13 protein-coding genes and 1 rRNA gene are annotated in these 13,620 nt (G+C 63.4%); 10 read left to right on the forward strand and 4 right to left on the reverse strand.

Features of this window, described 5'->3' with window-relative positions:
- Positions 1-75: ribosomal RNA gene (locus B9Z01_RS29500) — 16S ribosomal RNA — on the reverse strand; the annotation flags it as partial.
- Between the two features lie 478 nt (positions 76-553).
- On the reverse strand, positions 554-1,330 hold the full coding sequence (locus B9Z01_RS29505; protein ID WP_085489107.1) for an enoyl-CoA hydratase: 777 nt from the start codon (positions 1,328-1,330) through the stop codon (positions 554-556).
- A gap of 136 nt (positions 1,331-1,466) precedes the next feature.
- On the opposite strand from B9Z01_RS29505, the gene paaN reads away from it, so the two are divergent.
- The 4 genes from paaN (at position 1,467) to paaK (ending at position 6,170) form a co-directional block, all read left to right on the forward strand.
- Positions 1,467-3,167, forward strand: coding sequence for a phenylacetic acid degradation protein PaaN (gene paaN / locus B9Z01_RS29510; protein WP_085489108.1), 1,701 nt, complete (start codon positions 1,467-1,469; stop codon positions 3,165-3,167).
- A 314-nt stretch (positions 3,168-3,481) separates the two neighbouring features.
- Positions 3,482-4,273, forward strand: a complete 792-nt coding sequence (gene paaG, locus B9Z01_RS29515; RefSeq protein WP_085489109.1) for a 2-(1,2-epoxy-1,2-dihydrophenyl)acetyl-CoA isomerase PaaG — start codon at positions 3,482-3,484, stop codon at positions 4,271-4,273.
- Position 4,274: 1 nt separating this feature from the next.
- Positions 4,275-4,736 (forward strand): hydroxyphenylacetyl-CoA thioesterase PaaI, encoded by a 462-nt coding sequence (gene paaI / locus B9Z01_RS29520; RefSeq protein WP_085489110.1) that lies wholly within the window; start codon positions 4,275-4,277, stop codon positions 4,734-4,736.
- Between the two features lie 129 nt (positions 4,737-4,865).
- On the forward strand, positions 4,866-6,170 hold the full coding sequence (gene paaK, locus B9Z01_RS29525; RefSeq protein ID WP_085489111.1) for a phenylacetate--CoA ligase PaaK: 1,305 nt from the start codon (positions 4,866-4,868) through the stop codon (positions 6,168-6,170).
- 272 nt (positions 6,171-6,442) lie between these two features.
- On the opposite strand, the gene mltA is transcribed toward paaK, so the two are convergent.
- Entirely contained in the window at positions 6,443-7,561 is a 1,119-nt protein-coding gene (gene mltA, locus B9Z01_RS29530) for a murein transglycosylase A (protein WP_085489112.1), read from the reverse strand.
- Positions 7,562-7,589: 28 nt separating this feature from the next.
- Between mltA and B9Z01_RS35740 the strand changes: the two genes are divergently transcribed.
- A complete protein-coding gene (locus B9Z01_RS35740; RefSeq protein WP_167387585.1) occupies positions 7,590-7,751 on the forward strand; it encodes a hypothetical protein in 162 nt (53 codons plus the stop codon).
- 185 nt (positions 7,752-7,936) lie between these two features.
- On the opposite strand, the gene apaG is transcribed toward B9Z01_RS35740, so the two are convergent.
- Positions 7,937-8,311 carry a Co2+/Mg2+ efflux protein ApaG gene (gene apaG, locus B9Z01_RS29535; protein WP_085489113.1) on the reverse strand — a complete coding sequence of 125 codons (375 nt, stop codon included), beginning with the start codon at positions 8,309-8,311 and terminating at the stop codon, positions 7,937-7,939.
- A gap of 332 nt (positions 8,312-8,643) precedes the next feature.
- Here apaG and rpe point away from each other — a divergent pair, with 332 nt between their 5' ends.
- From rpe to trpD, 5 genes are all read left to right on the forward strand, one after another.
- Entirely contained in the window at positions 8,644-9,327 is a 684-nt protein-coding gene (rpe, locus tag B9Z01_RS29540) for a ribulose-phosphate 3-epimerase (protein WP_085489114.1), read from the forward strand.
- 25 nt (positions 9,328-9,352) lie between these two features.
- Positions 9,353-10,069: a phosphoglycolate phosphatase gene (locus B9Z01_RS29545; protein ID WP_085489115.1), complete on the forward strand. Its 717-nt coding sequence runs from the start codon at positions 9,353-9,355 to the stop codon at positions 10,067-10,069.
- 377 nt (positions 10,070-10,446) lie between these two features.
- Complete coding sequence (trpE, locus tag B9Z01_RS29550) at positions 10,447-11,940, forward strand: anthranilate synthase component I (RefSeq protein WP_085489116.1); 1,494 nt, start codon at positions 10,447-10,449, stop codon at positions 11,938-11,940.
- A gap of 13 nt (positions 11,941-11,953) precedes the next feature.
- Positions 11,954-12,571, forward strand: a complete 618-nt coding sequence (locus B9Z01_RS29555) for an aminodeoxychorismate/anthranilate synthase component II (RefSeq protein ID WP_085489117.1) — start codon at positions 11,954-11,956, stop codon at positions 12,569-12,571.
- Between the two features lie 17 nt (positions 12,572-12,588).
- Complete coding sequence (gene trpD / locus B9Z01_RS29560) at positions 12,589-13,620, forward strand: anthranilate phosphoribosyltransferase (RefSeq protein ID WP_085489244.1); 1,032 nt, start codon at positions 12,589-12,591, stop codon at positions 13,618-13,620.

The raw sequence follows: 13,620 nt of genomic DNA on the forward strand, positions 1-13,620 counted from the left end.
GTGCTGCCGTTCGACTTGCATGTGTAAGGCATGCCGCCAGCGTTCAATCTGAGCCAGGATCAAACTCTTCAGTTCAAACCTGTTACTGTGTTCGGTCCCGCAGTTTCCTGCTTCTGGACCGGTCGCTCACTCAACGTACTGACGATGGATTTCTGCCTGTCTCGCGACAGGCGAAAACCTTCCTCTAATACTTGGTGTGAGACTCTTGATACTTTCGCTTCAGCCAGCTCCCGAAAGAGCCGGCCCGCATCCCGCATCAAGTGCCCACACTTATCGGCTGTAGGTTTTTAAAGATCGGTCACAACACCTGCGGCACCCCAACTATCCGGCACCGCTTCGTTTGCGTCGCTGCGTCTGCAGCAGAGAAGCGGAATTATGCAGTCTCTTCGTGGCGCCGTCAACAGGTTTCTGACAATCCGTCACCCCGTTCACGCCGCCAGAGCCCTGCCATGACTGGCTCTCCCGCTTCCCCATGCCCCGCTGCGCGGAGCACGAAAGAGCGGAATTCTAGCGGCCTCGAAGAGGGCTTGCAAGCGCTATTTTGACAAGCGTATTAACGATGTTTAAAAACCGGCTTGCGCTTCTCCACGAACGCGGCCATGCCTTCCTTCTGATCTTCAGTAGCGAAGAGCGAATGGAACAGCCGGCGCTCGAAATGCACGCCTTCCGCCAGCGTCGTTTCATAGGCTCGATTGACTGACTCCTTGACCATCATCACCGCCGGCAATGGGAATTCCGCGATGGTCGCGGCTGCAGCTACCGCCTCGTCAAGCAACGACGCCGCCGGAATCACGCGCGAAACCAGGCCGGCGCGCTCCGCTTCCGTGGCATCCATGAAGCGGGCGGTCAGACAAAGGTCCATCGCTTTCGCTTTCGACACTGCTCGCGGCAACCGCTGCGTGCCGCCCGCCCCAGGCATGATGCCGAGCTTGATTTCCGGCTGACCGAACTTGGCCGTATCGGCGGCAAAAATGATGTCGCACATCATGGCCAGCTCGCAGCCACCGCCCAGCGCGAAGCCGGCCACCGCGGCAATGATCGGCTTGCGGATGGAGCGAACCGTTTCCCAGTTGCGCGTGATGTAGTCACCTTTGTAGACATCCATATAGGTGTAGGTCGCCATCATGCCGATGTCGGCCCCAGCCGCAAACGCCTTCTCGCTACCTGTCACGACAATCGCGCCAATCGCTTCATCGGCGTCGAACTCGCGCAACGCGGTGCCCAACTCGTCCATCAGTGCATCGTTCAGCGCATTCAGTGCCTTCGGACGATTCAACGTGATCAGACCGACTCGCCCCCGCGTCTCAACCAGAATGTTTTCGTAAGCCATGCCGCCTCCAAATAGTTGATTTGCACGCGAAAAAACTCTTCGCGCGGCTCTCTCAATAATGCTACCATTAACCAACCAACCGGTCGGTCAATTATTAGACAGGCTTTTCCCAACACATAGCCAAGCCCTCCTAGCCATGACACACCAGCTATTCACCAAGCACGAAGACACGCTGCACAAGGCGCTCGCCGCACTCGAAACGCGCGGCTACTGGAGCCCGTTCGTCGAGATGCCCAGTCCGAAAGTGTACGGGGAAACAGCCAACGCAGACGGCGAAGCCGCGTTCAAAGCGCTTCTCAACAAGACATTCGAACTGGACCAGCCGTCGACGGGGGAAACGGTCGGCGCTGAAGTCTCGCCGTTCGGCTTCCCGCTCGGCGTGCGTTATCCGAAAGCCGACCCGGACGCATTGATCGCCGCAGCGGCGGCTGCGCAACCCGGCTGGCGCGCGGCCGGCCCGCAGGCATGGATCGGCGTGAGCCTGGAAATCCTCGCGCGACTGAACCGCGCCAGCTTCGAGATTGGCTACAGCGTGATGCACACGACCGGCCAGGCCTTCATGATGGCTTTTCAGGCCGGCGCCCCGCATGCGCAGGACCGCGCGCTCGAAGCCGTTGCGTACGCATGGGACCAGTTACGCCGCGTTCCCGCCGACGCGCACTGGGAAAAGCCCCAAGGCAAGAACCCGCCGCTCGCCATGCATAAGCGTTACACCGTCGTGCCGCGCGGCACCGGCCTTGTGCTGGGCTGCTGCACGTTCCCGACGTGGAACGGCTATCCGGGCCTCTTCGCCGACCTGGCTACCGGCAACACGGTCATCGTCAAGCCGCATCCGGGCGCGATCCTGCCGCTCGCGCTGACCGTGCGTATCGCGCGCGAGGTTTTGCGCGAAGCGGGCTTCGACCCAAACGTCGTCACGCTGCTAGCTACCGATCCGAACGACGGCGCCCTCGTCCAGAACCTGGCCCTGCGCCCGGAAATCAAGCTGATCGACTTCACAGGCAGCACCCAGAACGGCACATGGCTCGAGCGCAATGCGCACCAGGCTCAGGTCTACACCGAAAAATCCGGCGTCAACCAGATCGTGATCGACTCCGTCGACGACATCAAAGCCGCTGCCCGCAACATCGCCTTTTCGCTTGCCCTGTACTCGGGACAGATGTGCACCGCGCCGCAAAACATCTACGTACCGCGTAACGGCATCCGCACCGCCGACGGCATGCTCGGTTTCGACGAGGTCGCGCAAGCCATTGGCGGCGCCGTACAAAAGCTCGTTGCCGACCCGGCCCGCGCAGTCGAGTTGCTCGGTGCGATCCAGAACGAAGGCGTCATGCAGCGCATCGACGAAGCCGCCAAGCTCGGCCGCGCGCTCGTCGAAAGTCAGACGCTCGAACATCCGTCCTTCCCGGACGCTCGCGTACGCACGCCGCTCGTGCTGCAACTCGACGCCGCAACCGACCGCGCACAGTTCACGAGGGAATGGTTCGGACCGATCTCGTTCGTGATCGCGACGGACTCGACCGCGCAGTCGCTCGATCTCGCCGGCGCCATCGCCGCCGAGCACGGCGCGCTGACGCTGTCTGTCTACAGCACGGACGAAGCCGTACTCGACGAGGCGCACGAAGCGTCGATCCGCGGCGGCGTGGCGCTCTCGATCAATCTGACCGGCGGTGTGTTCGTCAATCAGTCCGCGGCCTTCTCCGATTTCCACGGCACCGGCGCCAACCCGGCCGCCAATGCCGCGCTGGCCGATGCGGCGTTTGTCGCAAACCGCTTCCGCGTGATTCAAAGCCGTGTTCATGTTGAACCGAAAGTGGCGCCGGCGGTAGCTGGCTGAATGGCATAGGACAAAGCGCGGTCCTACGCCGTCTGGCCGAATGGACCGCGCCGTGCGCCCCAATTAACATGAGACATCGGATCGGCATCACACGCCGATCCATTCGAGCGGAAGTTTCCATGATCGACGCCTTCACCCGCGCTGCGGTTCGCCGACCGATCGGCCGCTGCGGCGACGGCGGAGCCCGGCAAGATAACCACGCCATGCGAGCCTCGCGCCGCGCCGTTCGGCGCCGGCTCATCGCGCGGCCTCGCTAACCGCGCCGCAGTGCCCCGCAGTGCCCATCGGTCAATGAGATTTTGAGGAGACACCCAATGTCATATGAAGCGATCCGGCTGGACATCGACACATCGAGCCACGTAGCCACCATCACGCTGAACCGTCCGGACAAGCTCAACAGCTTTACGGGCGCGATGCACCAGGAACTGAGCGCTGCGCTCGAGCAGGTCGAAACGTCCGGCGCCCGCTCGCTCGTGCTGACTGGGGCGGGCCGCGGCTTCTGCGCCGGCCAGGATCTCGCCGACCTCGACTTCACACCAGGCGCGGTGACCGATCTGGGCAACGTGATCGACACATATTTCAACCCGCTGATCCGCCGCCTGCAGGCGCTGCCGTTGCCCGTGATCGCGGCGGTCAATGGCACGGCCGCCGGCGCCGGCGCCAATCTCGCGCTGGCCTGCGACCTCGTGCTCGCGGCGCGCTCTGCGAGCTTCATTCAGGCGTTCGTGAAGATCGGCCTCGTGCCGGACTCGGGCGGCACCTGGTTCCTGCCGCAGCGCGTCGGTATGGCGCGCGCCTTGGGACTCGCCATCACCGGCGACAAACTCAGCGCTGAGAAAGCCGAAAGCTGGGGCTTGATCTGGCAGGTGGTCGACGACGCGGAACTCGCCGCCTCCGCCGCCAAACTCGCGACCCAGCTCGCCCAGCAACCGACGCGCGCCATCGCTGCAATCAAACAGACCATGCGCGCGGGTGTAACGCAAACGCTCGACCAGCAACTCGATATGGAGCGCGATCTGCAACGCGAACTCGGTGCGTCGCACGATTACGCGGAAGGCGTGCAGGCGTTCATCGAAAAGCGCGCGCCGCGTTTCGAGGGCCGTTGACATGACCGCTCAAACCAACCACCCCGACCAGATGACGTCCGACGAACTCGCCCGCGCGACCGCAGCCGCGATGTACGAGAACGATGCCTGCAGCCGCGCGCTCGGGCTCGAAATTCTCGAAGTGCGCCCAGGCTATGCGCGGCTGCGCATGGCGGTGCGTGACGACTTTCTGAACGGCCATCAGATCTGCCACGGCGGCCTTATTTTCACACTCGCCGATTCGACGTTCGCGTTCGCCTGCAACACGTACAACATCAATACGGTCGCGGCCGGTTGCGCGATCGAGTTCCTGCGGCCGGTGCGAGGCGGCGACGTGCTGACGGCGGAAGCGGTCGAGCAGACACTGAGCGGACGCACCGGCATCTACGATATTCGCGTGACGAATCGCGCCGGGGAAACCGTCGCGATGTTTCGCGGCAAGTCGGCGCAAATCAAGGGCAACCTGATTCCCACCGGCGACTGACAGGCAAAGGCGCAACCGCTGGCGACAACCCCAAGGCCGTCCCCATAGACAACACGCGGTTCCGGATTTCTGGCGCGCGAGCGCGCCGCACATCAGATTCAGGCATTTGAGGCAGCAAGGAGACATTCGATGACCACCAATCTTCCGCTCGATCCGATCGAGACCGCCAGCCGCGACGAACTCGCCGCGCTTCAACTTGAACGGCTCAAATGGTCGCTGAACCATGCGTACGAGAATTCGCCGGTGTATCGGCGCAAGTTCGACGAAGCAGGCGTGCATCCCAGCGAAGTGAAATCCCTCGCGGACCTCGCGCGCTTTCCGTTCACCACCAAGAAGGACCTGCGCGACAACTATCCGTTCGGGATGTTCGCCGTGCCGCAGGAGCAGATTTCGCGGATACACGCGTCGTCCGGTACGACGGGCAAGCCGACCGTCGTGGGCTACACCGCGCGCGACATCGACACGTGGGCGAATCTCGTTGCGCGGTCGGTCCGCGCCGCCGGTGCAAAGCGCGGCGACAAGGTGCATGTGAGCTACGGCTACGGCCTCTTCACCGGCGGCCTCGGCGCGCACTACGGCGCCGAGCGCGCAGGCCTCACCGTGATCCCGTTCGGTGGCGGCCAGACCGAGAAGCAGGTGCAATTGATCCAGGATTTCCGGCCGGACATCATCATGGTGACGCCTAGCTATATGCTCTCGATCGCCGACGAACTCGAACGCCAGGGGCTCGATCCGGCCAGCTGCTCGCTGCGTATCGGCATCTTCGGCGCGGAACCGTGGACCAACGACATGCGCCAGGCGATCGAAAAACGCATGGGCATCGACGCGGTCGACATCTACGGGCTGTCCGAAGTGATGGGCCCGGGCGTCGCGTCGGAGTGCGTCGAAACGAAAGACGGCCCAACCATCTGGGAAGATCACTTCTATCCCGAGATCATCGACCCTGAAACCGGTGAGGTGCTGCCCGACGGTGAACTCGGCGAGCTCGTGTTCACGTCGTTGACGAAGGAAGCGCTGCCGATCATCCGTTACCGCACGCGGGACCTCACTCGCCTGCTGCCGGGCAGCGCTCGCACGATGCGGCGCATGGAAAAGATCACGGGCCGCTCGGACGACATGATGATCGTGCGCGGCGTGAACGTGTTCCCGACGCAGATCGAGGAACTGCTGCTCAAGCAGCACGCACTCGCGCCGCACTACCAGATCGTGCTTACGAAGGAAGGCCCGCTCGACGTATTGACGCTGAACGTCGAACCATGCCCGGAAAGCGCGCCGGACGCGGCCGCACTAACCACGGCAAAAAACGCGCTCGCATATGACATCAAGGCGCTGATCGGCGTGAGCGCGGTGGTGAATGTGCTGGCGGTGAACGGAATCGAGCGTTCGGTGGGCAAGGCGCGGCGCGTGGTGGACAAGCGCAAAGCCGGACTCTGATTCAGGCAAGGAACGAAGCAAAGACCACGATAAAAAACGGCGTCACTCGCGGATCATCATCCGCTCGCGGCGCCGTTTTCATTTCAATGCCCGTCGTCACCTCGCAACGGCTTCAAACCAGCTTCACAAACGACTCGCAAAACGTCGTTGCAACCACGGCTACATTTCCAGCGGCAACCACAACCGCTTGCGGACAATCCCGCACGAACCGGTTTGCCAGTCACGCTGGCCCATGCGGTCCAGAGGCCGCCGCTCCTATCGGCTATTCAGCTTCACGAATTCGGCAGCAGCAACCACATCCGGCCGCCCTGCTTCATCTTGCCGGCCAGATCTCCCGCGTCATCGCCGAGCCCCCAGAAATAGTCGGCGCGCACGCCGCCCTTGATCGCTGTACCCGTGTCCTGCGCGAACACGAGGCGATTCATCGGCGAATTCGTCAGCGGACGCGTGGTCTGCAAAAACACCGGCGTGCCCAATGGAATCGCGCTCGGATCGACCGCGATCGACCGCTCCGGCGTCAGTGGCACGCCGAGTGCGCCGATCGGGCCATCGGCGCCACCGCTCGGTGCACTTTCCGCGGATGGCATCTCGCGGAAAAACACAAAGCGGGGATTCGTATCGAGCAATGCCTCGACGCGTGTCGGGTTCGCGCGTGCCCATGCCTTGATGCCTTGCATCGTCGCCTGCGCTGGCGTGACCTCGCCATGATCGAGCAGCCAGCGGCCAATCGACTTGTACGGCTGGTTGTTGGTGCCGCCAAAGCCGACGCGCATCACGCTGCCGTCTTCCATCACGACGCGCCCCGAGCCCTGGACCTGCAGGAAGAACGCTTCGATCGGATCGTCGACCCACACGAGCTCGTTGCCGTTGAGCACGCCCGAGCGCTCGAGCTGCGCACGCGCCGGCAACGACCCGCCCGCGCGATACCCGGCGGGCCAGCGATACAGCGCGGTCTGATACACGCCGTGCCGCGTGCGCGAACCGCGCAGCAAGGGCTCGTAGTAACCGGTAACGAGACCGTCGAGTGTGCCGTCGCTATTGGCGAGCTGGAAAGGCGTGAAATAGGCTTCGAAGAAAGCGCGCGCGCTCGTGACGTCGAGATCGTCGATTTGCGCGGCGGCGGCGCAGGCACGGGACCAGTTCGGCTGACGCGCGAGCCTCACGCAGTTTTGCCGCAACGCGGCCGTCGCGCCGATCAGCGAGTCGTCCTGCCAGCCTGGCACCTGCTGCCAGGCGACCGCGGTCAATCGCGCCGAGGCAATCTGGCCGGGGACGATCGCCGCGCCGGTCGGCGGCGAAGGCCGGATCGCGCCGCCGCCACCGCAGGACGCGAGCAATACCGCCACCGAAAGTGCACCGAGCCACGCGCCGGCGCGGCGGACAAAACGCATACAATGTTCGTTCTTGATGGAAACCGCCATGTCTGATCTGTTCGACGAATACCCGATGCTCATCTTCGCGCTGGAATCACTTGTCGCGCTCTTCCTGCTCGTCTTTATCGTCGTATGGACGGCGTCCGGCAAGAAGAAAGCGACGCGTGCCAGGTCGGCGAAGCAGCCCGAGCAGCAAAAACCGCAGTGACGAGCAAGAACAAGCAGGCACGAGCAGCTGCGCTGTAGTTACGTCGCCCGTTACCCCGTGGGCCGCACCGAAGCAGGTATCAACCGCTTGCCCCGCTGCGCGTCACACCGCTTCACCATTCATTGCGCCGCCCACTCCACCGCGCGCGTACAACGTGACTAAAGACCGCGGACCTTTGCGCCGGTTCAATGCAACGTACGCGGCATGCGCAACACGAACTCCGGCACAGGCGCATCGAAGCGCTCGCCGTCCTCGGCCACGCAGAAGTAATCCCCGCGCATAGTGCCGACCGGTGTCGCGATCACCGCCCAGCTCGTGTACTCGAAATGCTCGCCCGGTTTGAGCAGCGGCTGATGGCCGACCACGCCCAGGCCTTTGACTTCCTGCACGGTGTTTTCGCTGTCGGTGATCACCCAATGACGCGCGATCAGTTGCGCGGGCACCTGGCCGGTATTACGGATGGTCAGCGTGTAGGCAAATGCGTACTGGCGGCGCTCCGGGTCGGATTCTTCCGGCAGGTATTGCACCTGCGACGAGACGCTGAATTCGTACTGGCTCATCCTGATTCCGGTCTGATGAAACGGCTGTGAAAAATCGCGGGACGGCCCGAACACCAATGGTTTGCGGGTGCATCGGCGACACGGCGCTCATGGAGTGGCATTCTGCTTGATGCGCGGCATGCCCGCAACCGGGCATATCCTTTGGCCAGGAGCGTTTAGGGCATTGTGACATCCATGCCTCGCCGCCCGGTTTCTTGATGCCGTTTCTTCCCCACCATTTCGCCACGCCGCTTCTTTCCGCTCCCGGCGCAGTCAACCTCCACCGCCCGCGCCCCCGGCACACGCCTGCAAAACGGTAAAATAGCGCTTTCCCGCTTGCACCCTCCCCTGCCATGACGCAATTCCGCATCGCCCCCAGCATTCTGTCCGCCGACTTCGCTCGCCTCGGCGAGGAAGTCCGCAACGTCGTCGCCGCCGGTGCCGACTGGATTCACTTCGACGTGATGGACAACCACTACGTGCCGAACCTCACCATCGGCCCGCTCGTCTGCGAAGCGATCCGCCCGCACGTGGATGTCCCGATCGACGTGCACCTGATGGTGCGCCCGGTCGACCGCATCGTGCCGGACTTCGCGAAAGCCGGCGCGAACCTGATCAGCTTTCACCCGGAGGGCTCGGACCACATCGACCGCACGCTGTCGCTGATCCGCGACCACGGGTGCAAGGCCGGCCTCGTGTTCAACCCGGCCACTTCGCTGAACTACCTCGATCACGTGATGGACAAGGTCGACCTCGTGTTGATCATGTCGGTGAACCCCGGCTTCGGCGGCCAGGCGTTTATTCCCGAGGCGCTCAACAAGCTGCGCGAAGCGCGCAACCGCATCGACGCGTACAAGGCGCGCACCGGCCGCGAGATTCACCTCGAAGTGGACGGCGGCGTGAAAGTCGACAACATCGCGGAAATCGCGGCGGCAGGCGCGGACACGTTCGTGGCCGGCTCGGCGATCTTCGGCCAGCCCGATCATAAAGTCGTGATCGACAAGATGCGCGCGGCTCTCGCCGCCGTTCAGCACTGAAACTTCGCACCCGAGCCAGCACCACATGACCGCTCCGTTTCCCGCCCCGACCTTCACCGGCCCGCGCCTGCAAGCCGCGATCATCGACCTCGACGGCACGATGATCGATACCGCCGACGACTTCACCGCCGGCCTGAACGGCATGCTCGCGCAACTCGACGCGGCGGAAACCTCGCGCGAGGAAGTAGTCGGTTATGTCGGCAAGGGTTCGGAGCATCTGATCCGCAGCGTGCTCGCGCCGCGCTTCGAAGCCGAGCATGCGCAGGAGCGCTTCGAGGAAGCGCTCGCGATTTATCAGGCTGAATACGCGAAGATCAACGGCCTGCACACGCGGCTTTATCCCGGCGTCGAAGCCGGTTTGCGCGCGCTGCGCGAGGCCGGCCTCAAGCTCGCGTGCGTCACCAACAAGCCGCACCGCTTCGCGCTCGAACTGCTGCAGCAGTACGGGCTCGCGCAGTATTTCAGCGTCGTGCTCGGCGGCGACAGCCTCGCGAAAAAGAAACCCGACCCGCTGCCGATGCTCACCGCCGCCGCGCAACTGGGTGTCGAGCCGCAAGCCACGGTCGCGATCGGCGACTCGGAAAACGACGCGCTCGCGGGCCGCGCGGCCGGCATGGCGACGCTCACGGTGCCCTACGGCTACAACCACGGCCAAGCTATACAAACGATAAAATCCGATGGTATAGTTGCCTCGCTGCTCGACGCCGCCAAGGCGATCGCAGCGCACCATTCCACGACTTGAAAAGTCCTTCATCCTCATGTTTCTGAATAAAAAACGGAGTCTGATTAGCATCGACCGGGGAGCCTGGCCCTGGCGTCGCTGGTCGCGCTAACCTCGCCTGAGGTACGCTGAAGCTCGTCTTCGGCAACCGTTTTTTACTTCGCTGCGCTCACGCGCTTTTTCCATCGTTCAGTTTTTTCGCTGCTGCATCGGCTGATTGGCCCGCGCGTACCCGCAAAGTACAGCTGCCTACCGGCCAACACCTGCACGCATCGATGGGAAACTCGCGCCGGTCGGTATCATCGAGTCGAAACCGTCGACCCGCGTCCTGACCGGAGGCGCCTAGCCCCGCTTTGTCCGACGCTCGCTGCCGCCGGATCACCGTACAGGATCGGAACATGACCGAACTCGAATTCCAGTCCCTCGCGAACGAGGGTTTCAATCGCATTCCGCTGATCGCCGAAGCGCTCGCCGACCTCGAAACGCCGCTCTCGCTATACCTGAAGCTCGCGCAGAGCGAGCGCAACGGCGCGAATTCGTTCCTGCTGGAATCGGTGGTGGGCGGCGAACGCTTCGGCCGTTATTCGTTCATCGGACTGCCGGCACGCACGCTGCTGCGCACGCGCAACGGCGTCACGGAAGTCGTGCGCGACGGCCAGGTGGTCGAGACGCACGAAGGCGATCCGCTCACCTTCATCCAGCAGTTCCAGGCGCGTTTCAAGGTCGCGCAGCGCCCGGGGCTGCCGCGCTTCACGGGCGGCCTCGCCGGCTACTTCGGCTATGACGCGGTGCGCTACATCGAGAAAAAGCTTGCGCACAGCGCACCGAAAGACGATCTCAATCTGCCCGACATCCAGTTGCTCCTGACCGAGGAAGTCGCGGTCATCGACAACCTCGCGGGCAAGCTCTACCTCGTGGTCTACGCCGATCCGACGCAGGCCGAGGCGTACACGAAAGCGAAGCACCGTCTGCGCGAACTGCGCCAGCGTCTGCGCACGAGCGTGCAACCGCCCGTCATTTCGTCGAGCGTGCGCACCGAGATCTACCGCGAATTCGCAAAGGACGATTATCTGGCCGCCGTGCGCAAGGCGAAGGAATACATCGCGGCCGGCGAACTGATGCAGGTGCAGGTCGGCCAGCGTCTGACCAAACCGTACCGCGACAATCCGCTGTCGCTGTATCGCGCGCTGCGCTCGCTGAATCCGTCGCCGTATATGTATTACTACAATTTCGGCAACTTCCACGTAGTCGGCGCGTCGCCGGAAATTCTCGTGCGCCAGGAAAAGCGCGGCGAGGACCGCATCGTCACGATCCGCCCGCTCGCGGGCACGCGTCCGCGCGGCAACACGCCCGAGCGTGATGCGCAACTCGCGACCGAGCTGCTCAACGACCCGAAGGAAATCGCCGAACACGTAATGCTGATCGACCTCGCGCGCAACGACGTGGGCCGCATCGCGCAGATCGGCTCGGTCGTCGTAACCGACAAGATGGTGATCGAAAAGTACTCGCACGTGCAGCACATCGTGAGTTCGGTCGAAGGCAAGCTCAAGTCCGACATGACCAATTTCGACGTGCTGCGCGCCACCTTCCCAGCCGGCACGCTCTCGGGCGCGCCGAAGGTCCGCGCAATGGAGCTGATCGACGAACTCGAGCCCATCAAGCGCGGGCTTTACGGCGGTGCGGTCGGCTATCTGTCGTTCACGGGCGAGATGGATCTCGCCATCACGATCCGCACCGGCGTGATCGCGAACGGCAATCTGTACGTGCAGGCGGCCGCGGGCGTGGTCGCCGATTCGGTGCCGGAATCCGAATGGCAGGAGACCGAGAACAAGGCGCGCGCGGTGCTGCGCGCGGCCGAACAGGTTCAAGACGGCCTCGATAGCGACTTCTGACCGGAGACACACCATGCTGCTCATGATCGACAACTACGACTCGTTCACCTACAACCTGGTGCAGTACTTCGGCGAACTCGGCGAAGACGTGCGCACCTACCGCAACGACGAAATCACGCTGGATGAAATCGCGAAGCTCAACCCCGAGCGCATCTGCCTGTCGCCGGGCCCCAGCAATCCGCAGCACGCCGGCATCACGCTCGACGTGCTGCGCGAATTCGCCGGCAAAACGCCGATTCTCGGTGTGTGCCTCGGCCATCAGGCGATCGGCGAGGCGTTCGGCGGGCGCGTCGTGCGCGCGCAGACCATCATGCACGGCAAGGTCAGCACGATCGAAACCGACTGCAAGGGTGTGTTCGCCGACTTGCCGAAGCATTTCTCGGTGACGCGCTACCATTCGCTCGCGATCGAACGCGAATCGCTGCCGGACTGCCTCGAAGTGTCGGCGTGGACCGAGGACGGCGAAATCATGGGCGTGCGCCACAAGGAACTCGCGGTCGAAGGCGTGCAGTTCCACCCGGAATCGATCCTGTCCGAACACGGCCACGCGCTGCTCGAAAACTTCGTCAAGCAGTCGAAGCTCGCCGCCGCCGGCAAAACATCGAACAACGCGGCTCACCGCAACGCCTGATGAAGAGAGACGAAATCATGTCCATTACTCCCCAGGAAGCCCTGCAGCGGACCATCGAGCACCGCGAGATTTTCCACGACGAAATGCTGCACTTGATGCGCCTCATCATGCGCGGCGAGCTTTCGCCCGTGATGTCGGCTGCGATCATCACCGGCCTGCGTGTCAAAAAAGAGACCATCGGCGAAATCACCGCGGCCGCCACGGTGATGCGTGAATTTGCCCGGCACGTCGAAGTGCAGGACAACTCGAATTTCGTCGATATCGTCGGCACCGGCGGCGACGGCGCGCACACGTTCAATATCTCGACCGCGACGATGTTCGTGTCGGCCGCGGCGGGCGCAAAGGTCGCGAAGCACGGCAATCGCGGCGTATCGAGCAAATCGGGCAGCGCGGACGTGCTCGAAGCGCTCGGCGTCAATATCGATCTGCAACCGGAACAGGTCGCGGCGTCGATCGCCGAAACGGGCATGGGCTTCATGTTCGCGCCGAACCATCATCCCGCGATGAAGAACGTCGCGCCGGTGCGCCGCGAACTCGGCGTGCGCACGATCTTCAACATTCTCGGGCCGCTCACCAATCCGGCCAGCGCGCCGAACCAGTTGATGGGCGTGTTCCACGCGGACCTCGTCGGCATTCAGGTGCGCGTCATGCAGCGCCTCGGCGCGAAGCACGTACTCGTGGTGTACGGCATGGACGGCATGGATGAAGTCTCGCTCGGCGCGGCGACGCTCGTCGGCGAATTGCGCGACGGCGAAGTGCGCGAGTACGAGATTCATCCCGAAGACTTCGGCATGCAGATGGTGTCGAACCGCACGCTGAAAGTGGCCGATGCGACCGAATCCAAGGTCATGCTGCTCGACGCGCTCGACAACAAGCCCGGCGTCGCGCGCGAAATCGTCACGCTGAACGCGGGCACGGCGCTCTATTCGGCGAACGTGACGGCATCGATCGCGGACGGCATCCAGCTCGCGCGCGAAGCGATTGCAAGCGGCAAGGCTCGCGCGAAGGTCGACGAGCTGGTGCGCTTCACCCAGCAATTCAAGCAGTAA

The sequence above is a fragment of the Paraburkholderia susongensis genome, assembly GCF_900177725.1.
GTDB lineage: Bacteria > Pseudomonadota > Gammaproteobacteria > Burkholderiales > Burkholderiaceae > Paraburkholderia > Paraburkholderia susongensis.